This is a genomic window from Burkholderia sp. ABCPW 14 (genome assembly GCF_001523835.1).
In the GTDB taxonomy this organism is placed as follows: domain Bacteria; phylum Pseudomonadota; class Gammaproteobacteria; order Burkholderiales; family Burkholderiaceae; genus Burkholderia; species Burkholderia mayonis.
Genome location: NZ_LOVS01000113.1, coordinates 22,486 through 46,928 on the forward strand (window position 1 = coordinate 22,486; position 24,443 = coordinate 46,928).

The following is a 24,443-nucleotide window of genomic DNA, read 5'->3' on the forward strand; positions in this document are numbered from 1 at the left end:
GACGGGTTTCGGATGGCCTTCACGCCATCGTCAGGAGAGCGCCATGTCATTGATCGTCGCAGCACGCTTCACGACGCAGCGCGCCGCCGAGGCCGCCGCCAAGCGGCTTTTCGACAGCGGCTTCGTCGCCGAGGACGTCAGTCTGTTCTTCGTCAATCCGCGCGGCCAGCACGCGCGGCAAACGTCGGAATACCCGTCCCACGCCGAACCCCAGGCCGCGCCGCCTCCCATCGGCGCGATGCAGCACGCGAGGCACGGCGCGACGATCGGCGCCGTCGCCGGCGCAATCCTCGGCGTCGCGCTGTTTTCGCTCGCCACGCCGTCGCTCGTCGTCGCGATCTGTGCCGCGGGCGTCGGCGCGTATCTCGGCGGATGGGTCGGCAGAATGATGCACAAGGAAGACTTCTCTCGCGCGCACGTGCGCAAAATCACGCACGAAGCGATCCATCATGAGATGCGCGCGTCGGGAATGCTCGTCGCCGTGCACGTGACGACCGATTCGCAAGGCGAAGCCGCACGCGTGCTCGCCGAGGCGGGCGGCGGCGACATCGAGCGCGCGACGGGACGCTGGCAGTCGGGCCGCTGGGCGGACTTCGATCCGACCCGAACGCCCGAGCCGTTCACCGGCGCACAGCAGCAGCCGACGCATCGCCACGCTTGAGCGACGCGGCCGCATGCGTCGAACGAGAGATCGAAACGACGGCAACGAACAGGAAGGAAAGCGAAACGACGACGGGAAAGGCGCCGGGCCGGTGCGATGCCGATCGGCGCCCTCACCGCGCAGAAGAAGAGACGGAACGCGCGGCGGCGATCACGCCGCCGCCGCGACGACGTCGAGCACGAAGCGGCAGCGCTCGTCGACGCTCGCGCGCGGCAATTCGATCAGCCGATAGCCGCATGCCGCGTACGTATCGACCATCGCATGGTAGGTACGCACGGCCTCCGCGTAATCCTGCTTTCGTTCGACGTCCTGCGCATAGATCTCCGGCCACGGCGGCGCGATGAACACGTCGCGGCGATAGCGGAACCGATCGGCGGCTGTGGCGAGATGCGCGGGAACGGGCAGCGCGGACAGGTGCAGATAGCCGATCACGTCCGGCACGCCGCGATCGAAGAAGACTGGCCCGCGCGCGCCGCGCGCGAGACGGTGCGAGCGCATCTCCCAACTGAGCATCAATTCGGCGAACGCGGCGGGATCGCGCCACGGCAGCGCGTGGCCGCCGATCGCCATCTGATCCTGGATCACGCCGCGCCCGGCTTCGTGCGAGCGCGCGTAGCCGCGCGCTTCGAGCGCATCGATCAGCGTGCTCTTGCCCGAGCCGGGCCCGCCCGTGATCACGAAGAAACGCGCGGCCGCCGCGCCGGCATCGGCATCGGGCTCGCCGGCGCGCGCTTCGACGCCCGCGTCAAGCATTCGCGACGCGCCGCCCCGCGCGCTGCGTGACGGAGGCCGCCGTCGCGACGCTGCGCAGATCGGTCAGGAACGAATCGCGCCACACCGACAGATCGTTCTGGCGCAGCCGCGCGATGTTGTCCGCGTGACGCGCCTGCCGTTCCTCGAGCGGCATCGCGAGCGCACGCTCGAGCGATTCCGCCATCTGCGACAAGTCGAACGGATTGACGAGCAGCGCGCCCGGCAGCTCGGCCGCCGCGCCCGCGAATTCCGACAGCACGAGCACGCCCGGATCGTTCGGATCCTGCGATGCGACGTACTCCTTCGCGACGAGATTCATCCCGTCGCGCAGCGGCGTCACGTAGCCGACCTGCGACAGCCTGAATAGCGCCATCAGCAGGTTGCGCTCGTACTTGCGGTTCAGGTACTGGATCGGCGTCCAGTCGAGCTGCGCGAAGCGGCCGTTGATGCGCCCCGCCTCGCCTTCTAGCGTCTGGCGGATGCGCTGGTAGGTCTGCACGTCGGAGCGGGTCGGCGGCGCGATCTGCACGAGCGACACGCGCCCTTGCCAGCCGGGCGCGTTCGCGAGCATCCGCTCGAACGCCTGGAAGCGCTCGACGAGCCCCTTCGAGTAATCGAGACGATCGACGCTGATCACGAGCTTGCGGTTTCCCGTCGTGTCGCGCAGCGCCTTCACTGCCTTGCGCGAGCCGTATTCGACGGCCGCCTTGCCGATCGCGTCCGGATAGATGCTGATCGGATACGCGGCGACTTTCACGACGCGGCCGTGCGCATGGAGCATCCCGTCGTCGCTCGACGTGCCGTGCCCGCGCCGCTCGATGTAGTCGACGAACGCCTGCTTGTCGCTTTCCGTCTGGAAGCCGACGACGTCGTACGCGCACATGAACTTCACGAGTTCCTCGTGCGGCGGCACCATCCGCAGGATCTCCGGCGTCGGAAACGGGATGTGCAGGAAAAAACCGATCGGATTCTTCACGCCGAGTTCGCGCAGGCAATGCGCGAACGGCAGCAGGTGGTAGTCGTGCACCCAGATGATGTCGTCGGGCTGGACGAGCGCGCGCAACTGCTTCGCGAGCGAGCAGTTCACGCGCAGATAGCCCGCGTATTCCTGGCGATCGAAGCGCGCGAGATCGCCGCGATAGTGGAATACCGGCCAGAGCGTCGCGTTCGAGAAGCCGCGGTAGTACTGGTCGTAGTCGCGGCGCGTGAGGCCGACGGTTGCATAGGTGACCTTGCCGTCCCGCTCGATCACGGGCTCGTCCGGCGCGCCGGCGATCTCGCCGTTCCAGCCGAACCAGACGCCGCCCGTTTCCTTCAGCGCGTCGAGCACGCCGACCGCCAGCCCGCCCGCAGTCGGACGCGCATCCTGGCCGGCCGCCACCCGATTCGATACCACGATCAATCTGCTCATTACGGTTGACCCTCCTGTATTCAGATTGCCCGGCGGACAGGAAACGGCTTCCCGTCGAATCAGGCAAGTCGCATGCCACCTCGCGACAGTTCAAATGTTAAAAATGCAAGCGCATGTAACAAGGACGTCCTCATGCATCCTGCTCCGAGCCGAGGTCGCGTTGATAGTCGAGCCCTTCCGGGCGGGTGCCGCCCTGGTTGTGATCGCCGTCCGCTGGCATATCGGGCGCGGAGCCGGCAGGCGCGGGAGAGTTCGGAACGTTGGCCGGCCGCGACGGGCCGGTGCCGGCGTCGCGCCCGCGATGCTCGGGGCGCTTGGAGCGGCGCATGGCAGGGTGTCTCATGATCGGAGCGGCGCGAGGCCGTCGGTGAAACAGTCCATAGCTCTTTAGTCTAGGTGCGTCGGACTTAGTTCACGGTAACAATTACATTCAATTTGTAAAGATTCGACCCCTCAGCGCGGCTTTGCACCACAATATTGCCGCTCGCGCGCGCTCGATGTGCGCGGCAAACGTTTGTCAATTGTTTGCAGTTCTCGTCGGACAATTGCAGAACAATGGCGCTCTACGCTCGCTGCGCACACGCGCAACGCACGAAGACAGGACCGCATTCAGGGATGAACCATCGCATCGCACGGCCTACGCGCCGTTGGGCCGCGTGGGCTACGCTCGGCGCCGCCGCACTCTCCACGCTGCTGTCCGGCTGCAATTCGCTCTATAGCGAAGGCGCGACGGCAGGCGCGGGTATCGCCGGCGCAGCCATCGCATCGAAAGTCACCAACAACGCCGCCGTCGCGACCGGCATCGGCCTCGGCGCCGTCGCGGGCGCGCGGGCAGGCGTCCAGTACACGCAGCGCGTCGCGCACCGCTACTCGCAGGTGCAGATCGCGACGGCGGCCGGGCCGCTCGACGTCGGCGGCGTCGCGCCTTGGTCGACGCATCACGCGTTCCCGATCGAGGACGACGAGCACGGCCGCGTGACCGTGAGCCGGCTCATCAGCGTCGGACCGCTCGACTGCAAGGAAATCGTGTTCTCGGTCGATGCCGACGCGAAGCAGAACGCGCCCGCACAATCGGGCTTCTACGTCGCGACGATCTGCCGGGACGGCCCGGCGTGGCAGTGGGCGTCCGCGGAGCCCGCGACCGAACGCTGGGGAGCGCTGCAATGAGCGTGAGCGCGCGCGCGGCGCTGCCGCTCGCGACCGCGCTCGTGCTCGTGCTCGTGCTCGCCGCGACGACGATCGGCCTTTCCGGCTGCGGCTCGGTCGGCGCGGCGAGCGGCGCGCTCGCGGGCGCGGCGACGGGCCTCGTCACTGCGAATCCGGCTGTCGGCATCGGCGTCGGCATCGCGGTGCAGGCGGCCACCGACGAAGCCGTCAACCGGACGATGAAGCAACTGCACAAGAATCAGCAGGACGCGATCGCGCAGGCGGCGGGCGGTCTCGCGGTCGGCGAGACCCGCGCGTGGCAGGTGAAGAACAGAGTGCCGCTCGAAAACGGCGAAGGCGAGGTGCGCGTGACGCGCGCATTCCAGACGCCGCTCGCGCTCTGCAAGGAATTCGCGTTTTCGGTGAAGGACGGCGCGCGCGCGGAATGGTACTTGGCGAGCGCGTGCCAGGATACGCACGGCTGGCAATGGGCGTCGGCGGAGCCGGCCGTCGAGCGCTGGGGCAATCTGCAATAACGGCGGCGTTTCGGGCGACTGCCACGTTCCAGGCAGCGGCAACGCGGCGCGGCCTAGAACACCGCCCTCGCCCCGCCCGCTCCCGCTCGACGCCCAAACGAATTCGAACGCGCTTGCGACCGCGCGCCGCGGCAACGGCGCACGAGGCAACCGCAAGCCTCTTTCGTTCCTCGCCGATCGACAGCCCGCGGGCCGCGAACGGCCCGCCGCCGCTCAGGACTCGACGTCCTCGAGACTGAAGATTTCGGTCTGGTCGTTGTACGAGAAGATCTCGCCGTACCGGCCCCAGTCGATCACCGCGTCGAGCGTCTCTTCGGCCGCGCCGTCCGACAGGAAGTCCTCGAGCTCCTGCTCGAAGCGCACGCGCGGCGCGCGATGGCCCGGACGCTCGTTCAGCACCTTCTTGATCCGCGCGGCGAGCGGCACGTGGCGCAGCAGATGCTCGGCGAACATCATCTTGCGCTCCTGCGTGCCGAACTCAGCGAACACGCGGCCCGGCGGCGTCAGAAACACGTCGCCCTCCCGCACATCGGCAAAGCCGAGATACTGCAGCACTTCGGCGATCGGGAACAGGTCGTCGACCTCGAGATGCAGCGTGCGCGCGATTTCCGGCATGTCCGCACGGCCGTGGTACGGCGGCGCGGCAAGCGTTTCGATGAGACCGGCCATCAGGTTCGTCGACACCTGCGGCAGCCAGCTGCCGAGCTCGAGCCCCTTCTTCGTCGCCTCGCCGACCTGGCGCGCGGTCATCTTCGCGTAGATGTCGTCGACGAGCCGGCGGAACGCCGGGTCGAGACGGTTGCGCGGATGCTTGAACGGCACCTTGATCTCGGCGATCACGCGCCCCGGATTCGACGACAGCACGAGGATCCGGTCACACATGAACACCGCTTCCTCGATGTTGTGCGTGACGATCAGCACCGACTTGATCGGCATCCGGCCCTGCGTCCACAGATCGAGCAGGTCGGTACGCAGCGTCTCGGCCGTCAGCACGTCGAGCGCGGAGAACGGCTCGTCCATCAGCAGCAGCGTCGGATCGACGACGAGCGCGCGCGCGAAGCCGACGCGCTGGCGCATGCCGCCCGACAGCTCGCGCGGATACGCGTTCTCGAAGCCGTCGAGACCGATCAGGTCGATCGCGGCGAGCGCGCGCTCGCGCCGCTCGCGCGCGCCGACGCCGAGCGCCTCGAGGCCCGCTTCGACGTTCTGCAGCACGGTGAGCCACGGGAACAGCGCGAAAGTCTGGAACACCATCGCGACGCCGTCGGCCGGGCCGGAGAGCGGCTTGCCGAGGTAGGTGATCTCGCCGCCTGTCGGCTCGATGAGGCCGGCGATGATGCGCAAGAGCGTCGACTTGCCGGAGCCCGAGCGTCCGAGCAGGCCGACGATCTCGCCTTCGCGCAGCGACAGGTTCACGCCGTCGAGCACGAGCAGCTCGCCTTGCGTCTTGTTGAAGCCGCGGCTCACGTTCTCGACGCGCAGGATTTCTTCGCCGGCGCGCGGCGGCGCGGCCGGCGTCTGGACGGGTGCGTTTACATCGTTCTGGTTTTGCATCGCGTTTCGCTCTCGGTCGGTCTCAATCGGCTGACATCAGTCTCAATCGAGACGCAGCTTCGCTTCGGCATACGCGTACAGCGGACGCCACAACAGGCGGTTGAACAAGGTGACGAACAGGGACATCACGGCGATGCCCAGGATGATCTTCGGGTAGTCGCCCGCGGCCGTCGTCTGCGCGATGTACGCGCCGAGGCCGTGCGCCTGGATCTTGGTGTCGCCCCATTGGACGAACTCCGACACGATGCTCGCGTTCCACGCGCCGCCCGACGCGGTGATCGCGCCCGTCACGTAGTACGGAAAGATGCCGGGCAGGATCGCCTGCCGCCACCACTGCCAGCCGCGGATGCGGAAATTGGTGGCCGCTTCGCGATAGTCGTTCGGATAGGCGGTCGCGCCCGCGATCACGTTGAACAGGATATACCACTGGGTGCCGAGCACGATGAGGGGCGACAGCCAGATGTCGGCGTTCAGGTGAAAGCGCGCGATCACGATCACGAACACCGGAAACAGCAGGTTCGCGGGGAACGCCGCGAGGAACTGCGCGATCGGCTGCACCTTCTCGGCGATCGCGGGCCGCAGGCCGATCCACACGCCGACCGGCACCCAGACGAGCGACGCGAGCGCGATGAGCAGCACGACGCGCAGCAGCGTGATGAGCCCGAGCACGAGCACGTGGCCGACCTCGGCGAGCGTCACGCCCGTCTTCACGTAGACGAACACGCGCCAGGCGACGTAAATCGTGCCGACGATCACGAGAATCGCCCAGGCGATGTCGGCGACGCGCGACGCCTTCTTCTCGACGCGCGGCATCGTGAAGCGCACCGCGTCGAGCGACGGCACGCGCAGCGGAATGCGCGCCGCCTTCGCGAAGAACCAGCCGGCCGGCACGAGCAACTGATGAATGAGGTGCGTGCGGCGCACGAGATCGAGCAGCCACGATTCGGGCGCGTTGCCGGAGCTCGTCGTCTCCATCCGGAACTTGTCCGCCCACGCGACGAGCGGACGGAACAGCAGTTGATCGTACGCGAGGATCACGACCGTCATCGCGAGAATCACCCAGCCGACCGCCCGCAGGTTCTGATCGGTGATCGCCTGCGCGAGATAAGCGCCGATGCCGGGCAGCGTGATCGTGTGATTGCCGACCGTGATCGCCTCCGACGCGACGACGAAGAACCAGCCGCCCGACATCGACATCATCATGTTCCAGATGAGGCCCGGCATCGAGAACGGCACTTCCAGCTTCCAGAAGCGCTGCCACGCGGTCAGGTGAAAGCCGCGCGACACTTCGTCGAGATCGCGCGGCACCGTGCGCAGCGACTGGTAGAAGCTGAACGTCATGTTCCACGCCTGGCTCGTGAAGATCGCGAAGATCGCGGCGAGCTCGGCGCCCAGCACGCGGCTCGGAAAGAGCGCGAGGAAGAACGCGACCGTAAACGAGATGTAGCCGAGGACGGGCACCGACTGCAGGATGTCGAGGATCGGCACGAGCACCATCCCCGCGCGGCGGCTCTTCGCCGCGAGCGTGCCGTACACGAGCGTGAAGACGAGCGACGCGACCATCGCCGCGAGCATCCGCAGCGTCGTGCGCAGCGCGTACTCGGGCAGGTTGGCCGGGTCGAGCGATATCTTCTGCGTCTCGAGCGTCGCGATGGGCGCCATCGTTTCGTGAAAGCCGATCGCCGCCATCGCGATCACGCAGATGATGAGCGGGAACGCGACGAAGTCCCAGCGGTTCGGCAGGACACGCCACGCAGACGCGTTGGCGATCCGGTTCGGATCGAATCCGAGATCCATCAGGCGCCCTCCCCGGCAAGGCCGTGCGAATCGATAAATGAGGCCAGAAAGCGAATGTGACTCATGGCAAGGCGCGCTAACGCAGTAATTCGTTTTGACTACAGGTGCCGCGAAAGCTGCCGCGCACCTCGGGCGCGGGCGTTTCGCTCGCGCAGCAGGGATCTCCCGGCCTCGCGACGGCACGACACTACTACATCCTGCATTTCAGGCACAACCTTCCGGACGACGAACGGTGGAAATTCGGCCCGGCCGCGAGCGCATCGTGCCCGAAGCGGGCGGGCGGCGGGCGAATCTGCAAGAAGTGGCGGTGCGCCGGCTGGGCGCTGCTGCGCCGCAAGGCCGAATTATGCCGCGATCCGGCCCTGCCGTGAACCCGCCTGGCGCGAGCGCGCGACGCACGCGCCGGCCAAGCGAGAAGTTCATCGACGAACGGACACGCCGAAGCGGGTATGATCGGTATTTGCCCGATAGGGCCGATGGTCAATCAGGAGGGGTGAATGGCAGGAAATCTGGTTATCGTGTGCCGGGACCAGGACGCCGAAGCGTTCGATCAACTGATGCAGGAATACGGCTCGTTCCAGACGCGGCTGTCGTCGACGACCTGGTATCTGAACATGAACATCGTGCCGGAGACGCTCCAGGAGAACATCCTCGACCGTCTCGGCAAATACACGACGCTCTACATCTTCGAGGCGACGAGCGTCACCTACAACACGATCGACAGCAACGCCGCCGAGACGCTCAGCACGCTCTTCGGCGAGTGACCCGCCGCCCGCGGCCGTCCGGCGAGGTCGTGCCGGACGCCCGCGGGTCCCGCGCCGCCCGGACGGCGGCGCGTCAGGACGCCGCCGCCTGCGGTTCCGCCTTCGGCACGACGTCGAACGGAAACGACATCGCGACCCGCAGCCCCCCTTCTTCCCGGTTGCCGATCTCGCACGCGCCGCCCGTGCGCAGCACGAGCCGCTCGACGATCGCGAGCCCGAGGCCGCTATGCCCGTTGCCGCCGCGCGCCGGGTCGAGCCGCACGAACGGGCGCGTCGCATCCGCCAGATCGCGCGGCGCGATGCCCTTGCCATGGTCGCTGATCGTCAGCGTGTAGCCCGTCGCGGTGCGCGCGGTCGCGATCACGACGGGCGGCGCGCCGTACGCGTGCGCGTTGTCGAGCAGGTTCGACAGCACCCGGTCGAGCGTCGCCGTCGGCAGGCGGAAGCCCGACCCCGCCTTGAGCTCGGTCTGCACGGTGGGCGCGTTCGGCGACACCGCGCGATAGGTGCGCGCGATCCGCTCGCACGCCTGATCGACGGGCACGGCCTCGCTGCGATCGGCATCGCCGTGCGCGAACACGAGGAACTGGTCGACGATGTGCGTCATCGAGTCGACGTCGCGCACGACGCCATCGCGCAGCCGCGCGTCCTCCATCATCTCGGCGCGCAGCCGCATCCGCGCGAGCGGCGTGCGCAGGTCGTGCGCGACGCCCGCGAGCATCACCGCTCGATCGTTCTCCGCGCGCGACACCTGCTGAACCATCTGATTGAAGCCGTGCGTGAGCTGGCGCAGCTCGCGCGGCCCGCGCTCGGGCAGCGGCGGCACCGTCATCCCGCGGCCGAAGCGCGCGACCGCGCGCGCGAGCGAGCTGAGCGGCTGCTGCAACTGCCACGCGGCGAAGAGCGCCGCCATCACCGCGGCGGAAAAGATCATCACGAGCCAGAGCACCATCCGGTCGAGCGAGCGCGGCGGCCGCAGCGGCTGCACCGGCACGACGATCCAGTCGCGGTCGGTCGGCTGCTTCACCCACAGCACGGGCGGACGGCCCGGCTTGCCGATGCGCACCAGCGTGCCGGACGGCAGGCGGTCGCGCAGGTCGTCGGTGAAGCGTCTGAGCGAGGGCGGCAGATCCGGGTTCGCCTCGGGCACGTCGCTGCTGCTCGGCGCGACGAGCCGCACGCGCGACGGCAGCGGCTGATCGGGCGAGCGCTCGACGTGCTGACGCACCGCGTCGACGAGGAACGCGGCCTCCTCGACCGCATAGCGCGTCTGGAACTGATTGCGCTCGAGCCGGATCGCGAAGTACCACGCGAAGTGCGACAGCAGCAGCACGCAGACGACGAGCAGCGCGAGCCGCCCGAACAGCGAATCAATGGGCTTGCGCATGAGCCTCGCCGTTCGGCACGAACACGTAGCCGCGTCCGCGCACCGTCTGGATGAAGCGCGGCGTCGACGGATCGGTTTCGAGGATCCGGCGCAGGCGCCAGACCTGCACGTCGATCCCGCGGTCGGTGCCGTCGTACTCGGGGCCGTGCAGCAGTTCGAGCAGGCGCTCGCGGGTCAGCGTGCGCAACGCATGGTTGACGAAGATCTTCAGGAGCGCGAATTCGCTGCTCGACAGCGTCGCCGGCTTGTCGTCGACCGACAGCGTGCGCGCCTGGAAATCGAGCACGAAACGGCCGAACGCGTACGGCTCGCGCTGCTCGGGCGCGGCCGCCGACGGCGTCGCGCGACGGCGGCGCAGCACCGCCTGCGCGCGCGCGAGTAGCTCGCGCGGGTTGAACGGCTTGCCGAGATAGTCGTCCGCGCCGAGCTCGAGGCCGACGATGCGGTCGACATCGTCCGCGCGCGCCGTCAGCATGATCACCGGAATGTCGTCGCCCGCCGCGCGCAGCTGGCGCAGCGCGGTCAGGCCGTCGACGCCCGGCATCATCAGGTCGAGCACGATGAGATCCGGGCGCTCGCGTTCGAGGCGCTTTTCGAGCGAAGCGGCGTCGTGCAGCACCGACACCTCGATGCCTTGCCGCACGAGATAGTCGCGCAGCAGGTCGCGCAGTTCTTGGTCGTCGTCGACGATGAGGATCTGAGTAGTCATGGCGTGAAGTTTACCGTGCAGGTTGGCGGGGCTGAGCGAAACAAATACCCGAAAGGGTTACTGCGGATTACCGTGCAAGCAAAGTGTAATGCGCGGTAAACGCGGCCGCAGTGCGCGTAACACGGCGGCGCCGCCGCTTGGCTACGCTGCGCCTTACCGGATACGCCGGCAGGCGGCGGGGCGCGAACGCCCGGACGCCGAGCCGGCCGCAGCACCGGACTTTTCAATACAGGAGTTGCTCAATGTATAAGAAGACTGCCCGTCTGGCCATCGCCGCCGCCGTGCTCGCCCTTTCGTTCAGCGCCGTCTCGCACGCCGCGCCGCCCGACATGCCGCCGCCGGGCGGCCACGGCGAACATCACCACATGGACGGCGGCCCGTTCATGATGATGCAGCGCGTGCACGACAAGCTGAACCTGAGCGCCGCGCAGGAGCAGCAATGGCAGGCCGCCGTCGGCACGATGAAGCAGAACCGCGAGGCGATGCGCAAGAGCCACGAGGCGCTGCGCCAGCAGTTCCAGGCGCAGCAGAACCAACCGATCCTCGACCTGAACGCGATGCACGCGGCGCGCCAGCAGGCCGAGCAGCAGAACGCGCAGTTGCGCGAGCAGACGGCGTCCGCATGGCTCGCGTTCTACAACGGCCTGAACGACCAGCAGAAGGCGACGGTCAGCACGGCGCTCAAGCAGCAGTTCGCGAAGATGGAGGAACGTCACGCGAAGATGAAGGAGCGCTGGGAGCAACGCCGCGCGGCGAAGGGCGCGTCGGCGCCCGCGCCGCAGCAGTGACGCCGGGCGGCGCGCCTTCGCCCGGCGGGTTCGGGTGGGTCGTGCCGTCCATGGATTGCGTCGCGGCTGCATGATGCGGCCTTTGGCGACCGGCCGGATGGCGTTCGGCGGGTATGGGCGCGCTCGGCTGCCGGGCCGGGCGATCGCGCGGGATCGATCCGCTTGATCGGTTCCGCTTGATCGGCCCCCGCTCGCTCGGCTTGGCATGACCATCCGCCGCCCGATCGGCTTCATCGGGCCGACGACGCGCTCCGACCGATCGCATCTCGTCGGCCGTATCTCGTCCGTGGCTATCGGCCAGGCGACCGGTCGCCGTTGAAGCAAATACCGCGAACGGGCGCACGCCCGCTCGCGGTGTTTTCGCATCGGCACACGGCTTGCCGCGTCCTCTCCTTGCGCCGTCTCTCCGTGCCGGTGCCAAGCGCCCGACCTCCCGCCCGCCGCGAATCGCGTCACGCGAGATCGAACAACAGCACCTCCGCGCGCTCGCCGCGCTCGAACGCAACGGTCTCGACGTCGGCGATGCGTGCGCCGTCGCCCGCCGCCAGCGCCTTGCCGTTCACCGTCACGCTGCCGCGCGCGACGTGCACGTACACGCGCCGCCCCGCCGGCACCGCGAACTCGGCGCGCTCGCCGCCGTCGACGAGGCCCGCGTAGATCGTCGCGTCCGCCCGCGTCGATACCGACCCATCGCGCCCGTCCGGCGACGCAATGAGCCGCAGCCGGCCGCGCTTGTCGGCATCGGTGAAGCGCACCTCCTGATAGCCGGGCTTTCCGCCCCGCTCGATCGGCAGCAGCCAGATCTGCAGCAGATGCAGCGGCGCGTCCCGCGACGCGTTGTATTCGCTGTGCACGATTCCCGTGCCCGCGCTCATCCGCTGCACGTCGCCCGCGCGGATGATCGAGCCGTTGCCCATGCTGTCGCGGTGCGCGAGCGCGCCGTCGAGCACGTACGTGATGATCTCCATGTCGCGGTGCGGATGCATGCCGAAGCCCCGCGTCGGCGCGATGCGGTCGTCGTTCAGCACGCGCAGCGCGCCGAAATGCACGTGATCGGGATCGCGATAGTCGGCGAACGAAAAGCTGTGACGGGTATCGAGCCAGCCATGATTGGCATGACCGCGGTCACCTGCGCGGCGGATCTGGAACATGGCGCCTCCCACTGAAAAATCGACATCCTCGAATGTAGGGGCGGCACGCATCCGCAACAATCCTGCGCGCGCGCACCGGATCGTTGCGCCGATCCGCGCAATCGTCTGCACAAGCGGCGCGCCGCGCATGGGCAAGCGACGCCAAGGAGCCGACGCGATGCGCCGCGCGGTGTCGCGCGGCCTCACACGCCGGGCGGCCGAGCGGCCGGCAAGACCCACTCGCCGTTTCTTCGAAGCCGCGGCCGACGTTCGGGTAAAATACCGCGCTTTTGGCCGCCGTCGACGGCGCTCCGCCCCAAAGCAGGCCGCACCGGCATCGACGAACGCGAATTTTGGCCGCCTAGAATACGCCCGGCGCGCGCATGCCCGGTGCATCCGGCCGCGCGGCGGGGAAGTCAGGATGAGGAACGACATGAAGAAGCTCGCCTTGTGCGCGGCCCTCGCCATCGCGGCGGGCGGCGCCTTCGCGAAGGAGTGGAAGACCGTGCGGATCGGCGTCGACGCCAGCTATCCGCCGTTCGAATCGACCGCGCCGAGCGGCGAGATCGTCGGATTCGACGTCGATCTCGCGAAGGAAGTCTGCAAGCGGATCAACGTGAAGTGCGTCTGGACGCCGCAGGATCTCGACGGCATCATCCCCGCGCTGAAGGCGAAGAAGTTCGACGTGATCGTGTCGTCGCTGACCGTCACCGACAAGCGCCGCGAGCAGATCGATTTCTCCGACAGGCTGTACGACGCGCCCGCGCGGATGATCGCGAAGGCGAGCTCGCCGCTCGCGCCGACCGTCGAGTCGCTGAAGGGCAAGCACGTCGGCGTCGAGCAGGGCTCGACCCAGGAGACGTTCGCGAAGGCGCACTGGGAGCCGAAGGGCGTGACGGTCGTGTCGTACCAGAACCAGGATCAGGTGTACGCCGATCTCGGCTCGGGCCGCCTCGACGCGACGCTGCAAGACGAGTTGCAGGCCGACTACGGCTTCCTGCGCACGCCGCGCGGCAAGGGCTTCGCGTGGGCGGGCCCGGCCGTCAAGGATCCGAAGACGCTCGGCGACGGCACCGCGATGGGGCTGCGCAAGGAAGACACAGACCTGAAGAACGCGATCGACCGCGCGCTCGCGGCAATGCACAAGGACGGCACGTACGACAAGCTGTCGCACAAGTACTTCCCGTACCGCATCTATTCGGCGAAGTAGCCGCCGAGCGGGCCGCGCGTCGCGACCGGCGCGCGGCCCGTGCAGCACCAGCGGTCGACACCACGCGCTGCGAAGCGCCGCCGCCCTGCCCGAACGCAGGCGACGGCGCGATCCGCGAAGGCGGAGCGGCAATGATACGCACGGGGCGTCTCGCGCAACACGCGGGACGCGTCTTTCGCGGCGCGCACGACGCGCCGTCAAGGACTACATATGTTTCTTCAAGGCTACGGCCCGCTGATACTTTCCGGCACCTGGCAGACCGTCAAGCTCGCGGTGCTGTCGCTCGTGCTGTCGTTTCTGCTCGGCCTCGTCGGCGCGGCAGCGAAACTGTCGAAGAACCGCTTGTCGAGCGGAATCGGCACGCTCTACACGACGCTCATCCGCGGCGTGCCGGACCTCGTGCTGATGCTGCTCCTCTTCTACAGCCTGCAGATCTGGCTGAACCAGCTCACCGATCTGATGAGCTGGGATCAGATCGACATCGATCCGTTCGCGGCCGGCGTGCTCGTGCTCGGCTTCATCTACGGCGCGTACTTCACCGAGACGTTTCGCGGCGCGTTCCTGTCGGTGCCGCGCGGCCAGCTCGAAGCGGGCAGCGCGTACGGGATGACGAACTGGCAGGTGTTCACGCGGATCATGTTCCCGCAGATGATGCGCTTCGCGCTGCCCGGCATCGGCAACAACTGGCAGGTGCTCGTGAAGTCGACGGCGCTCGTGTCGATCATCGGCCTCGCCGACGTCGTGAAGGCGTCGCAGGACGCGGGCAAGGGCACGCTGCGGTTCTTCTTCTTCACGCTGCTCGCCGGCGCGATCTATCTCGCGATCACGACGATCTCGAACTTCGTGCTGATGTGGCTCGAAAAGCGTTATTCGACGGGCGTACGCAAGGCTGACCTATGATCGAGCTGATCCAAGAATACTGGCGCAACTACCTGTATACCGACGGGTATCGCTTCACGGGACTCGCGATCACGCTGTGGCTGCTCGTCGTGTCGATCGGGATCGGCTTCTGCCTGTCCGTGCCGCTCGCGGTGGCGCGCGTGTCGAAGAAGAAGTGGCTCGCGGGCGCCGTCTGGCTCTACACGTACGTGTTCCGCGGCACGCCGCTCTACGTGCAACTGCTCCTCTGCTACACCGGGCTTTACAGCCTGCAAGTCGTGCGCGGCGCGCCGATGCTCGACGCGTTCTTCCGCGACGGGATGAACTGCACGCTGCTCGCGTTCACGCTGAACACCTGCGCGTACACGACCGAGATCTTCGCGGGCGCGATCAAGGCGACCACGTACGGCGAGATCGAAGCCGCGCGCGCGTACGGGATGTCGACGTTCACGCTGTATCGGCGGGTCGTGCTGCCGTCGGCGCTGCGCCGCGCGCTGCCGCTCTACAGCAACGAAGTGATCCTGATGCTGCACGCGACGACGGTCGCATTCACGGCGACCGTGCCCGACATCCTGAAGATCGCGCGCGACGTCAATTCGGCAACCTACATGTCGTTCCACGCATTCGGCATCGCCGCCCTTCTCTATCTCGCGATCTCGTTTACGCTCGTGTGGCTGTTCCGCCGCGCCGAGCGTCGCTGGCTCGCGTATCTGCGCCCGCAAGGCAAATGAATTTCCGGATCCGCCTCGGATGAACACCCAGATGCACAAGCTATTCGTCGACGATCTCCACAAGCGTTACGGCAACAACGAAGTTCTGAAAGGCGTCTCGCTGCGCGCGAACGCGGGCGACGTGATCAGCGTGATCGGCTCGTCCGGTTCGGGCAAGAGCACGATGCTCCGCTGCATCAACTTCCTAGAGCAGCCCAACGCGGGCCGCATCTTCGTCGACGGCGAAGAAGTGCGCACCGCGCAGGACAAGACGGGCGCGCTCAAGGCGGCCGATTCGAAGCAGTTGCAGCGCGTGCGCACGAAGCTCGCGATGGTGTTCCAGCACTTCAATCTGTGGGCGCACATGAACGTGCTCGAGAACGTGATGGAAGCGCCCGTGCACGTGCTCGGCATGCCGAAACGAGAAGCCGAGGAGCGCGCGCGCGAATACCTCGAGAAAGTGGGGCTGGCGCCGCGCGTCGAGAAGCAGTATCCGTCGCACCTGTCGGGCGGCCAGCAGCAGCGGGTCGCGATCGCGCGGGCGCTGGCGATGCATCCGGACGTGATGCTGTTCGACGAGCCGACGTCGGCGCTCGACCCCGAGCTTGTCGGCGAAGTGCTGAAGGTGATGCAGAAGCTGGCCGAAGAAGGTCGGACGATGATCGTCGTCACGCACGAGATGGGCTTCGCGCGCAACGTATCGAATCACGTGATGTTCCTGCACCAGGGGCGCGTCGAAGAGGAAGGCGCGCCGGCCGACGTGTTCGGCGGCACGAAGAGCGAGCGCCTGAAGCAGTTCCTGTCCGGCAGCCTCAAGTAAACAACCGCCGAGCGGGCGCGTCGCGCCGCCATTGCGCTTCCGGGTCGTCCATTCGGGCCGCAAGGTCGCGACCGAGGATTTCTCGGCAAGTCGGCTCGACTTCGCGCCCGGCTATCACGAAGAAACCAGCGCGGTCGCGCCCGGCATCGAGAACTTCGACTGGTTCGCCGACGACTGCGTCGCGATCGCGAGCGAACGCCGTCCGCCGATCCGGCGCCGCCTGAGCGTCGCGCAGCATCGCGCGGCGCGGCACGTCGTCGTCACGCCGTGGAGCGAGACGCGCGGCGTGATCGGCTACGTGCACAACGAGTTCGGACGCGAGCGGCGGGTCGCCGTACAGTGGCCGACGGTGCTCGCGGCGCCGTCCATCGTCGCCGATTCCGACTTGCCGATGACGGTCCCGCGCCACGCGGCCGAGTGCTGCGCCACGCGGCGCCGATCCGGATCTTCGCCGCGCCGTTCGAGATCCCGCGCGACACGGTGAAGGTGTATTCACACGCGAAGCACGCACACACCGATGCGCATCGCTGGATTCGCGCGTAACCGATCGAGTCGGCGCCCGCGCACGCGCGTTGACGCCGGCCGCCGTCGACCGCGCCGCGTCCGTTCGGCCGTCCGGCCGAACGACGTTCGCACGGTCCGCGGCCGCGCATTTTCATTGCGAATTCCCGACACAATCGGCGCCGACGCGCCTACTCCCACGTATTTCCAGCGTCAATAGTGGCAATCCTTGACCCACCCCGCCGGGTTCCGTGAGTGCCTTGGTGGACAAGGGTTCCGACCGCCTCCACGAGCGTCGCTCGGCGTGCTTGCGCACACGTATATGGCAATTTGGCGACACGTGCTAGTCAAACAACGATTTTCGTCGCCACAAAAGTGTATTTTTGCTAAATTAGTAACCAAAGTAGCAAAACGAAAGTCATGAAATGTAGTTTGACTTCATGACGACAGGAGACCCCGGCAGGCCATCCGGCCGCACGGGCCCGCAAAACGGCACTCCCGCCGCTCGCTCACGTGCGTCGCCCACCCGGCCTGCACGCGGTCTCTCTGGTTACCCATTTTGTCCGGCATGCAAAGCCGGACATGTTGCGCAGTTCTGGGTTGACTTTTTGACAGGGTATGGAGGAGATGATGAAGAAAGTTATGCTCGCGGCAGTACTGGCGACTGCCGGAGTGGCGGCTCACGCTCAAAGCAGCGTGACGCTGTACGGCCGTCTCGACGCCGGCATCGAATACATGAGCGGCCTGCCGAGCGCGAACGGCGGCAGCTCGAGCCGCTGGCGCGCGGAAAGCGGCGACTGGGGCACGAGCCTCTGGGGCTTGAAGGGCTCCGAAGACATCGGCGGCGGCAACAAGATCGTGTTCCAGTTGGAAGGCAGCTTCGACACGATGAGCGGCAACGGCCCGGGCGGCGGCAGCCTCTGGAATCGCTGGGCGACGATCGGCATCTCCAACGACGCATACGGTACCCTGCTGCTCGGCCGCGAACTCGCGATCGCGAACGGCGTGTGGGACTTCGACCCGTTCGGCCAGTCGTCGTGGTCGACGGCTTCGCTCGTGCGCGGCCGCAACTGGAACAAGACCAGCAACAACGTGTCGTACCAGTCGCCGAAGTACTACGGTCTCGATTTCTACGGCCAGTTCTCGTTCTCGAACTCGACGAGCTTCAACGGCAACACCACGGCCGGCCAGCCGGGCCGCGCGGCCGGTGCGCAGATCACCTACACGACATCGCTGTTCCAGTTGCGCGGCATCTACGATGAAACGCGCGACAGCAACGGCAAGTTCTCCGACGTGTTCAACTACTCGCGCGAATACTTCGCGGGCGCGAACGTGTTCCTCGGCCAGTTCAAGCTGCAGGCGGCCTACCAGTCGTCGCACGCCGACGGCAGCGGCGGCCCGGTCGCCAACAACGGCATCACGGGCACCCAGCAGGTCTGGGGCGGCGTGACGTGGCAAGCCACGCCGGCAGCCGCGCTGATCGCAGCCGTGTATCACGTCAACGCGAACCACGGCGGCGGCAACGCGAACATCTACACGGTCGGCGGCTCGTACAACATCTCGAAGCGCACGCTGTTCGACGTTCAGGTCGCGACGGTGCGCAACAGCAAGACCGCGAACTTCGGCCTGAACGCCAACGGCGCGGGCACCGACATCTCGACCGGCAATCCGAAGTTCGGCGGCAGCCAGACGGGCGTGTACGCCGGCATCCAGCACCTGTTCTAAGCACGGACGCTGGATCGTCTGAACCGATAGAGGATCTTTTCACGCTGCTGCGAGAGGCGCGTACCGGTGCGATGCCCATGGGTATCGCACCGTTTTTTTATGCTGCGCGGGCCGAAACCGTGAAATGGCGGAATGGCGGAACGGCGCAACGCTTGACGAAGCAAGACTGAGCGGCACGTCGCGCGACCTCGCGCGCGACACGATACGTCAAACGCCATGCGCGAACGCGCGCACCCATACGACGTCGCGCCGCCGGAGCCGCCCGGCCCCGCCGCGCCGAGACGGCCTCCCTCTTCCGAGCAATCCAGCCTCAGACGGCCGCTTCGTTCTCCTCGCCCGTCCGAATCCGGATCACGCGCTCGACATCCGACACGAAGATCTTGCCGTCGCCGATCTTGCCGGTGCGCGCGGCACCGATCACCGCGTCGATCACCTGATCGACGAGATCGTTCGCGACCACCACCTCGATCTTCATCTTCGGCAGGAAGTCGACCACGTACTCGGCGCCGCGGTAGAGCTCCGTGTGGCCCTTCTGGCGGCCGAAGCCCTTCACTTCCGTCACGGTAAGCCCCGTCAGGCCGACTTCGGCGAGCGCTTCGCGCACTTCGTCGAGCTTGAACGGCTTGATGATGGCGGTGATGCGTTTCATGATGTGCCCCTTGCTTCGAATGAATGAAAGTCGTCAGCCGATTCTACGCGCCGCGCGCCGCGTCAGTCGATGCTCTCGGTGAAGCGCGACGTGATCGGATAGCGCCAGTCGCGCCCGAACGCGCGATGCGTGACGCGAATGCCGACGGGCGCCTGGCGGCGCTTGTACTCGTTGATCTTGATGAGCCGCGTGACGCGCTTGACGTCCGCCTCCGAGTAGCCCGCCGCGACGATCGCCGCGAGCGGCCGGTCCTCTTCCATGTACATCCGCATGATCGCGTCGAGCACGTCGTACGGCGGCAGGCTGTCCTGGTCGGTCTGGTTCTCGCGAAGCTCGGCGGACGGCGCGCGCGTCAGGATCCGCTCCGGAATGACGTCGAGCTTGCCGTATTCGAGCGCGGCGTTGCGGTAGTGACAGAGCCGGTAGACGAGCGTCTTCGCGATGTCCTTGATCACCGCGAAGCCGCCCGCCATGTCGCCGTACAGCGTGCAATAGCCGACCGCCATCTCGCTCTTGTTGCCCGTCGTCAGCACGATCGAGCCGAACTTGTTCGACAGCGCCATCAAGAGCGTGCCGCGAATCCGCGCCTGGATGTTCTCCTCGGACGCGTCTTCGGCGCGGCCCGCGAATTCGCCCGCGAGCGACGCGCGGAACGCGTCGAACATCGGCGCGATCGCGATCTCGTCGTAGCGCACGCCGACGCGCTTCGCCATCTCGGCCGCGTCGGTCGTCGAGATGTCGGCCGTGTAGCGCGACGGCATCATCACCGCGCGCACGCGATCGGCGCCGAGCGCGTCGACCGCGACCGCGAGCACGAGCGCCGAATCGACGCCGCCCGACAGCCCGATGATCGCGCCCGGAAAGCCGTTCTTGCCGATGTAGTCGCGCACGCCGAGCACGAGCGCGCGATACACCTGCGCCTCGACGGGCAGCTCCGGCGCGATTCGCGCAGGCAGCGGCCGCGCGCCGTCGAATTCGACGATCGCGTTGCCTTCCTCGAACTGCGGCATCTTCGCGACGAGCTCGCCCGCGCCGTCGAGCACGAACGAGCCGCCGTCGAACACGAGCTCGTCCTGGCCGCCGACGAGATTCACGTAGATCATCGGCAGGCCGGTCTCGCGAATCCGCGCGCGCAGGATGTCGATCCGCACCGCTTCCTTGTTCATGTGATACGGCGAGCCGTTCGGCACGATCAGCGCCTGCGCGCCCGCCGCCTTCGCGAGCTGCGCGGCCGACGCGTGCCACACGTCCTCGCAGATCACGACGCCGAACTTCACGCCGTTCAGCTCGAACACGTACGGCGCGGCGTCGGTCGCGAAATAGCGCTTCTCGTCGAACACCTCGGTGTTCGGCAAGTCCTGCTTGCGGTACGTGCCGACGACCTCGCCGTCGACGATCAGCGACGCCGCGTTATAGGTATCGGTTGGCGAGACGCCGCGCTCGATCGGACGGTTTGCATTACCATCGGCGCTTGGCGCGCCCGAGCCGGCCGCGCGCTGCGGATGGCCGACCAGCACCGCGAGCCCCGCGAGCGGCTTCAGCAGCGCGGCGAGCTCGGCGAGCGCCGCGTCCGACGCCGCGTAGAACGCGGGGCGCAGCAGCAGGTCCTCGGGCGGATAGCCGGACAGCGCGAGTTCCGGCGCGATCAGGAGCTGCGCGCCGGCGTCGTGCGCGGCGCGCGCGGCGGCGGCGATCTTGGCGACGTTGCCGGCGAAATCGCCGACGGTGACGTTGAGTTGGGCAAGTGCGATACGGGTTTTCATCACGGGATCAGCGCGGCCTCCTCGGGCCGCAGCGCGTGCGGCTTTGATCAAACGCACGGACGGCTGGCGCGGCAGCGCGCCTGACCGACGGTGCAAACGGGTACGAACGGGTACAACCGGGTACGAACGAAACGGATTCAGATCGTTGAAACACGAACGCTGCGATTATCGCATGGGCATCCTGTCGTCTCCGCTCGACGCAAGCGCCGCCGAGTGGGACGCGCTCGTCGCGCGCGCCGAGCGCCCGACGCCCTTTCTGAAGCACGCCTTCCTGAGCGCGCTGCACCGCGCGGGCTGCGCGGTCGACGGCACCGGCTGGGCGCCCCGCTTCGTCACGCTGACGGACGGCGCGACGGGCGCGCTCGTCGCGGCCGCGCCCGTTTACGCGAAGCGCCATTCGTATGGCGAATACGTATTCGACTGGGCGTGGGCCGACGCGTATCAGCGCAACGATTTGCCGTATTACCCGAAGCTGCTGTGCGCGGTGCCGTTCACGCCCGTGCAAGGCAGCCGGCTCCTCGCCGTCGGCGACGACGCGCGCCGCCGGCTCGCCGCGACGCTCGTCGCGCTCGCCGAGCAGAGCGACGTGTCGTCGCTGCACGTGCTGTTTCCGACCGACGACGAAGCGCGCGTGCTCGCCGACATGGGGATGATGCTGCGCGAAGGCGTGCAGTTCCATTGGCTGAATGACGGCTATCGCGACTTCGACGAATTTCTCGGCACGCTCGAACAGAAGAAGCGCAAGAACATCCGCGCGGAGCGCCGCAAGGTCGCTGAAGCCGGCGTCACGTTGCGCCGCGTGCGCGGCGAGGACGCGACCGACGCCGACTGGCGCCTCTTCACGCGCTGCTACCGGCAGACGTACCGCGAGCACTTTTCGAGCCCGTACCTGAATCTCGACTTCTTCCGCGAGATCGGCGCGACGATGCCGGAGAACCTGCTGCTCGTGATCGCCGAGCGCGACGGCCGGCCGATCGCGAGCGCGCTCGCCGTCTACCAGCGCGAAGCGGCGGGCGGCGGCACGCTGTACGGCCGCTACTGGGGCGCGCTCGAACAGGTGCCGTGCCTGCACTTCGAGGCCGCGTACTACCAGTTGCTCGAGTTCTGCATCGACGAGCGGCTCGACACATTCGAAGGCGGCGCGCAAGGCGAGCACAAGCTCGCGCGCGGCTTCATGCCGACCGTCACGCGCTCCGCGCACTGGCTCGCGCATCCGGCGTTCGCCGATGCGGTCGGCCGCTTCCTCGCGCAGGAGACGAACCAGATCCACGCGTACGTCGACGAGCTGCGCGAGCACAATCCATTCAAGGACGGCGAGCGCTGACCACGACGCGACGCCCGCGCGCGCCTCGTCCCGCGGCCGGCAGTCGCGCGAGCGCGGCGCGCCGGCTTCCAAAACGGCATCGCCATTCATTTCCCTTAACAGGTTATGCGAGATATTTGATTATCATTCGTTCCAAATCGGAAATTGAAAGATTATTCGGTTGCAATATTCGCACAACCCCCCCAGACTTTCGGTGCGCTTAATGCGCACGAAATAGAGAGAAACGGATTTCATTCGCTTTCGTCCCTGTTTCTGATTTTCAGAATCGATATTCTGAAAATCGATAAAAACGTTCATATTCCAGGGCCACCCGCTAGCTTCACCCTTCGGCGCACCGCCTGACGCGGTCGGAGAGGATGGGGAGACATTTTGATCTTTTGGTTGAGAATCTTCACGCGGATTATCAATTAGGAGTATTAAATGATGCCATTCGATCTGCCGATTCTAAACGGCATGCGCCGACCATTCTTATCGCTCGATATCAGTCCCGAAACGCCGTTTGAAATGGCGTCTTCGAAACCAGCGTGGCGGCGCAAGCCATCAGGCTTCCCACCCCCCGGCGCTCGCCGAGCGGCCCGCGCGGCGGGAGCCGCTCCGGCCACTGGCCTGCCGCCCGCCACGCGCCTCGACACGCGCGCCCACTAACCAACGCCCCCGACGATCTCGGGCAAGCGCTGCGCGCCGCCCGAGGCGGCGGGGCTTGCGTCGCGCGCGCCAGGCGCGACGCACCCAACTCATCGGTCCGCGCTCATGCCCAACACCTCTTCCCGAACGACGCTGCTATGGATCGTCGCCACCGCGTTCTTCATGCAGTCCGTCGACACGACCATCGTCAACACGGCGCTGCCGTCGATCGCCCACGCGCTCGGCCAGGACGCGCTCTCGATGCACGGCGTCGTCACCGCCTACACGCTGGCGATGGCCACACTCACACCCGCGTCCGGCTGGTTCGCGGATCGCTTTGGCACGCGTCGCGTGTTCTTCGTCGCGATTGTCGTGTTCGCGCTCGGCTCGCTGTGCTGCGCGGCCGCGACGAGCGCGACGCAGCTCATCGTCGCCCGGGTGCTACAAGGCATCGGCGGCTCGATGCTGCTGCCGATCGGCCGGCTCGCGGTACTGCGCGGCGTGCCCGGCAACGAATACGTGGCCGCGCTCGCGTTCGTGTCGATCTTCGGCCAGATCGGGCCGATCCTCGGCCCAACGCTCGGCGGCTGGCTCACGCAGTCGATGTCGTGGTACTGGGTGTTCCTCGTCAACCTGCCGATCTGCGCGGTCGGCCTCGTCGCCGTCCACCGCTACATGCCGCGCGACGAGCCGATCGATCCTCCGCCGTTCGACTACACGGGCTACACGCTGCTGTCGATCGCGATGATCGCCGGCTCGCTCGCGATCGACTCGTTGTCCGACGGCGGCTACACGAACTGGACCGTCGGCGTGACCGCGATCGCCGCGGCTGCGGCGATCGTGTACGTCGCCCATGCGCGCAGGCGCGCGAATCCGCTCTTCCGGCTCGAACTCTTGCGCGAACCGAACTTCGCAGTCGGCCTCGCCGGCAACCTAGTCTCGCGGATCGGCATCGGCGCGACGCCCTTCCTGCTGCCGCTGATGATGCAGCTCGAATTCGGCTATTCTCCGTTGCGCTCGGGGCTCATGCTCGTGCCGGCCGCCATCGCGGGTGTGATCGCGAAGCCGTGGATCGCGCCGCTCGTTCGCCGCTACGGCTATCGTACGTTTCTGTTCGTCAACACGCTGATCGTCGGCGCCGTGATCGCGCTGTTCGCGGCCATCGGCCCCGACACGCCGCTCGTCGCCGAAATGGCGCTGATTGCGATCTTCGGCGCGATCAACTCGATTCAGATCGCGGCAATGAACAGCGTGACGCTGAAAGGCCTGCCGCACCGCGACGCGGCGAGCGGCAATAGCCTGTATTCGATGGTGCAGATGTTGTCGATGGGGCTCGGCGCGTCGGTGGGAAGCGGGCTCACGAGCCTGTTCGGCGAGCAGACCGGCTCGGCGCTGCTCGGCTTCAAGCTGAGCTTCGTCTGCGTCGGCGCGGTGACGCTCGTGTCCGCGGCGATCTTCCGGCGAATCCAGGAAGCGCCCGTGACGCGCACGCGGCCCGGCCACGCGGTCGCGCACCGCTAGCCGCGCGACCGGGGGGCCGCCGCCAGATGAACCGACGGGCGAATCGCGCGCTCGCGCCGCGCAATTTCTGCGACACTGGCG

The 24,443-nt window shown here is 67.2% G+C and carries 23 protein-coding genes and 1 pseudogene; 14 read left to right on the forward strand and 10 right to left on the reverse strand.

From position 1 onward, the window contains the following. Positions 1-43: 43 nt before the first annotated feature. Entirely contained in the window at positions 44-661 is a 618-nt protein-coding gene (locus tag WS62_RS17655) for a glycine zipper domain-containing protein (RefSeq protein WP_066573224.1), read from the forward strand. A gap of 150 nt (positions 662-811) precedes the next feature. Here WS62_RS17655 and WS62_RS17660 read toward each other — a convergent pair whose 3' ends face one another. The 3 genes from WS62_RS17660 to WS62_RS17670 all read right to left on the reverse strand — a co-directional run bounded on the left by WS62_RS17660 (position 812) and on the right by WS62_RS17670 (position 3,153). After that, positions 812-1,414, reverse strand: a complete 603-nt coding sequence (locus WS62_RS17660; RefSeq protein ID WP_066573226.1) for an AAA family ATPase — start codon at positions 1,412-1,414, stop codon at positions 812-814. Then, positions 1,407-2,825 (reverse strand): alpha,alpha-trehalose-phosphate synthase (UDP-forming), encoded by a 1,419-nt coding sequence (otsA, locus tag WS62_RS17665; protein ID WP_066573228.1) that lies wholly within the window; start codon positions 2,823-2,825, stop codon positions 1,407-1,409. Before otsA ends, WS62_RS17660 begins: the two co-directional genes overlap by 8 nt. Positions 2,826-2,955: 130 nt before the next feature. Beyond that, a complete protein-coding gene (locus WS62_RS17670; RefSeq protein WP_066573230.1) occupies positions 2,956-3,153 on the reverse strand; it encodes a hypothetical protein in 198 nt (65 codons plus the stop codon). Between the two features lie 287 nt (positions 3,154-3,440). Here WS62_RS17670 and WS62_RS17675 point away from each other — a divergent pair, with 287 nt between their 5' ends. Next, positions 3,441-3,992: a hypothetical protein gene (locus WS62_RS17675; protein ID WP_066573232.1), complete on the forward strand. Its 552-nt coding sequence runs from the start codon at positions 3,441-3,443 to the stop codon at positions 3,990-3,992. Beyond that, positions 3,989-4,507 (forward strand): hypothetical protein, encoded by a 519-nt coding sequence (locus WS62_RS17680; protein ID WP_082721059.1) that lies wholly within the window; start codon positions 3,989-3,991, stop codon positions 4,505-4,507. The genes WS62_RS17675 and WS62_RS17680 overlap by 4 nt, the downstream gene beginning before the upstream one ends. Positions 4,508-4,720: 213 nt before the next feature. Here the strand turns inward: WS62_RS17680 and WS62_RS17685 are convergent, their stop codons facing one another. Further along, the gene (locus WS62_RS17685) at positions 4,721-6,061 is read right to left on the reverse strand and encodes an ABC transporter ATP-binding protein (RefSeq protein WP_066573235.1); all 1,341 of its coding nucleotides are present in this window, start codon (positions 6,059-6,061) and stop codon (positions 4,721-4,723) included. A 42-nt stretch (positions 6,062-6,103) separates the two neighbouring features. Next, entirely contained in the window at positions 6,104-7,858 is a 1,755-nt protein-coding gene (locus WS62_RS17690; protein WP_066573238.1) for an ABC transporter permease, read from the reverse strand. 104 nt (positions 7,859-7,962) lie between these two features. Here WS62_RS17690 and WS62_RS17695 point away from each other — a divergent pair, with 104 nt between their 5' ends. Further along, a complete protein-coding gene (locus WS62_RS17695; RefSeq protein WP_066573244.1) occupies positions 7,963-8,229 on the forward strand; it encodes a hypothetical protein in 267 nt (88 codons plus the stop codon). A 126-nt stretch (positions 8,230-8,355) separates the two neighbouring features. Further along, a complete protein-coding gene (locus WS62_RS17700) occupies positions 8,356-8,622 on the forward strand; it encodes a double-stranded DNA-specific endonuclease (protein ID WP_066494019.1) in 267 nt (88 codons plus the stop codon). 73 nt (positions 8,623-8,695) lie between these two features. Here WS62_RS17700 and WS62_RS17705 read toward each other — a convergent pair whose 3' ends face one another. Together WS62_RS17705 and WS62_RS17710 are read right to left on the reverse strand one after the other, a co-directional pair. Next, on the reverse strand, positions 8,696-10,009 hold the full coding sequence (locus WS62_RS17705) for an ATP-binding protein (RefSeq protein WP_066494020.1): 1,314 nt from the start codon (positions 10,007-10,009) through the stop codon (positions 8,696-8,698). Beyond that, positions 9,993-10,718 (reverse strand): response regulator, encoded by a 726-nt coding sequence (locus WS62_RS17710; RefSeq protein WP_066573246.1) that lies wholly within the window; start codon positions 10,716-10,718, stop codon positions 9,993-9,995. The genes WS62_RS17705 and WS62_RS17710 overlap by 17 nt, the downstream gene beginning before the upstream one ends. A 242-nt stretch (positions 10,719-10,960) precedes the next feature. Here WS62_RS17710 and WS62_RS17715 point away from each other — a divergent pair, with 242 nt between their 5' ends. Continuing rightward, the gene (locus WS62_RS17715; RefSeq protein ID WP_066573249.1) at positions 10,961-11,506 is read left to right on the forward strand and encodes a periplasmic heavy metal sensor; all 546 of its coding nucleotides are present in this window, start codon (positions 10,961-10,963) and stop codon (positions 11,504-11,506) included. A gap of 452 nt (positions 11,507-11,958) precedes the next feature. On the opposite strand, the gene WS62_RS17720 is transcribed toward WS62_RS17715, so the two are convergent. Continuing rightward, the gene (locus tag WS62_RS17720) at positions 11,959-12,657 is read right to left on the reverse strand and encodes a pirin family protein (protein WP_066573252.1); all 699 of its coding nucleotides are present in this window, start codon (positions 12,655-12,657) and stop codon (positions 11,959-11,961) included. Between the two features lie 412 nt (positions 12,658-13,069). On the opposite strand from WS62_RS17720, the gene WS62_RS17725 reads away from it, so the two are divergent. The 6 genes and pseudogenes from WS62_RS17725 to WS62_RS17755 all read left to right on the forward strand — a co-directional run bounded on the left by WS62_RS17725 (position 13,070) and on the right by WS62_RS17755 (position 18,481). Next, positions 13,070-13,846 carry an ABC transporter substrate-binding protein gene (locus WS62_RS17725; protein ID WP_066573255.1) on the forward strand — a complete coding sequence of 259 codons (777 nt, stop codon included), beginning with the start codon at positions 13,070-13,072 and terminating at the stop codon, positions 13,844-13,846. 210 nt (positions 13,847-14,056) lie between these two features. Then, positions 14,057-14,746: an ABC transporter permease gene (locus tag WS62_RS17735; protein ID WP_066573258.1), complete on the forward strand. Its 690-nt coding sequence runs from the start codon at positions 14,057-14,059 to the stop codon at positions 14,744-14,746. Then, positions 14,743-15,456, forward strand: coding sequence for an ABC transporter permease (locus tag WS62_RS17740; RefSeq protein ID WP_010102276.1), 714 nt, complete (start codon positions 14,743-14,745; stop codon positions 15,454-15,456). Before WS62_RS17735 ends, WS62_RS17740 begins: the two co-directional genes overlap by 4 nt. Before the next feature lie 19 nt (positions 15,457-15,475). After that, the gene (locus tag WS62_RS17745; protein WP_066573261.1) at positions 15,476-16,255 is read left to right on the forward strand and encodes an ABC transporter ATP-binding protein; all 780 of its coding nucleotides are present in this window, start codon (positions 15,476-15,478) and stop codon (positions 16,253-16,255) included. Between the two features lie 16 nt (positions 16,256-16,271). Continuing rightward, positions 16,272-16,798, forward strand: a pseudogene (locus WS62_RS17750) (LysR substrate-binding domain-containing protein); the annotation flags it as partial. A 588-nt stretch (positions 16,799-17,386) separates the two neighbouring features. Beyond that, the gene (locus WS62_RS17755; RefSeq protein ID WP_010114417.1) at positions 17,387-18,481 is read left to right on the forward strand and encodes a porin; all 1,095 of its coding nucleotides are present in this window, start codon (positions 17,387-17,389) and stop codon (positions 18,479-18,481) included. A 310-nt stretch (positions 18,482-18,791) separates the two neighbouring features. Here WS62_RS17755 and WS62_RS17760 read toward each other — a convergent pair whose 3' ends face one another. Further along, complete coding sequence (locus WS62_RS17760) at positions 18,792-19,130, reverse strand: P-II family nitrogen regulator (RefSeq protein ID WP_010102269.1); 339 nt, start codon at positions 19,128-19,130, stop codon at positions 18,792-18,794. 62 nt (positions 19,131-19,192) lie between these two features. After that, positions 19,193-20,893, reverse strand: a complete 1,701-nt coding sequence (locus tag WS62_RS17765; RefSeq protein ID WP_066573266.1) for an NAD+ synthase — start codon at positions 20,891-20,893, stop codon at positions 19,193-19,195. A 145-nt stretch (positions 20,894-21,038) separates the two neighbouring features. On the opposite strand from WS62_RS17765, the gene WS62_RS17770 reads away from it, so the two are divergent. Both WS62_RS17770 and WS62_RS17775 read left to right on the forward strand, forming a co-directional pair. After that, entirely contained in the window at positions 21,039-22,217 is a 1,179-nt protein-coding gene (locus WS62_RS17770; protein ID WP_066573269.1) for a GNAT family N-acetyltransferase, read from the forward strand. Between the two features lie 750 nt (positions 22,218-22,967). Next, on the forward strand, positions 22,968-24,362 hold the full coding sequence (locus WS62_RS17775; RefSeq protein WP_066573272.1) for a DHA2 family efflux MFS transporter permease subunit: 1,395 nt from the start codon (positions 22,968-22,970) through the stop codon (positions 24,360-24,362). The last annotated feature ends 81 nt before the right edge of the window (positions 24,363-24,443 follow it).

What these genes read in the sequence shown, in the direction of transcription:
- WS62_RS17760 (WP_010102269.1), bottom strand. Translation starts at nt 19,130, where the DNA reads ATGAAACGCATCACCGCCATCATCAAGCCGTTCAAGCTCGACGAAGTG.
- WS62_RS17765 (WP_066573266.1), bottom strand. Translation starts at nt 20,893, where the DNA reads ATGAAAACCCGTATCGCACTTGCCCAACTCAACGTCACCGTCGGCGAT.
- WS62_RS17655 (WP_066573224.1), top strand. Translation starts at nt 44, where the DNA reads ATGTCATTGATCGTCGCAGCACGCTTCACGACGCAGCGCGCCGCCGAG.
- WS62_RS17680 (WP_082721059.1), top strand. Translation starts at nt 3,989, where the DNA reads ATGAGCGTGAGCGCGCGCGCGGCGCTGCCGCTCGCGACCGCGCTCGTG.
- WS62_RS17725 (WP_066573255.1), top strand. Translation starts at nt 13,070, where the DNA reads ATGAAGAAGCTCGCCTTGTGCGCGGCCCTCGCCATCGCGGCGGGCGGC.
- WS62_RS17705 (WP_066494020.1), bottom strand. Translation starts at nt 10,009, where the DNA reads ATGCGCAAGCCCATTGATTCGCTGTTCGGGCGGCTCGCGCTGCTCGTC.
- WS62_RS17660 (WP_066573226.1), bottom strand. Translation starts at nt 1,414, where the DNA reads ATGCTTGACGCGGGCGTCGAAGCGCGCGCCGGCGAGCCCGATGCCGAT.
- WS62_RS17685 (WP_066573235.1), bottom strand. Translation starts at nt 6,061, where the DNA reads ATGCAAAACCAGAACGATGTAAACGCACCCGTCCAGACGCCGGCCGCG.
- otsA (WP_066573228.1), bottom strand. Translation starts at nt 2,825, where the DNA reads ATGAGCAGATTGATCGTGGTATCGAATCGGGTGGCGGCCGGCCAGGAT.
- WS62_RS17690 (WP_066573238.1), bottom strand. Translation starts at nt 7,858, where the DNA reads ATGGATCTCGGATTCGATCCGAACCGGATCGCCAACGCGTCTGCGTGG.
- WS62_RS17675 (WP_066573232.1), top strand. Translation starts at nt 3,441, where the DNA reads ATGAACCATCGCATCGCACGGCCTACGCGCCGTTGGGCCGCGTGGGCT.
- WS62_RS17745 (WP_066573261.1), top strand. Translation starts at nt 15,476, where the DNA reads ATGAACACCCAGATGCACAAGCTATTCGTCGACGATCTCCACAAGCGT.
- WS62_RS17755 (WP_010114417.1), top strand. Translation starts at nt 17,387, where the DNA reads ATGAAGAAAGTTATGCTCGCGGCAGTACTGGCGACTGCCGGAGTGGCG.
- WS62_RS17700 (WP_066494019.1), top strand. Translation starts at nt 8,356, where the DNA reads ATGGCAGGAAATCTGGTTATCGTGTGCCGGGACCAGGACGCCGAAGCG.
- WS62_RS17710 (WP_066573246.1), bottom strand. Translation starts at nt 10,718, where the DNA reads ATGACTACTCAGATCCTCATCGTCGACGACGACCAAGAACTGCGCGAC.
- WS62_RS17715 (WP_066573249.1), top strand. Translation starts at nt 10,961, where the DNA reads ATGTATAAGAAGACTGCCCGTCTGGCCATCGCCGCCGCCGTGCTCGCC.
- WS62_RS17735 (WP_066573258.1), top strand. Translation starts at nt 14,057, where the DNA reads ATGTTTCTTCAAGGCTACGGCCCGCTGATACTTTCCGGCACCTGGCAG.
- WS62_RS17740 (WP_010102276.1), top strand. Translation starts at nt 14,743, where the DNA reads ATGATCGAGCTGATCCAAGAATACTGGCGCAACTACCTGTATACCGAC.
- WS62_RS17720 (WP_066573252.1), bottom strand. Translation starts at nt 12,657, where the DNA reads ATGTTCCAGATCCGCCGCGCAGGTGACCGCGGTCATGCCAATCATGGC.
- WS62_RS17775 (WP_066573272.1), top strand. Translation starts at nt 22,968, where the DNA reads ATGCCCAACACCTCTTCCCGAACGACGCTGCTATGGATCGTCGCCACC.
- WS62_RS17670 (WP_066573230.1), bottom strand. Translation starts at nt 3,153, where the DNA reads ATGCGCCGCTCCAAGCGCCCCGAGCATCGCGGGCGCGACGCCGGCACC.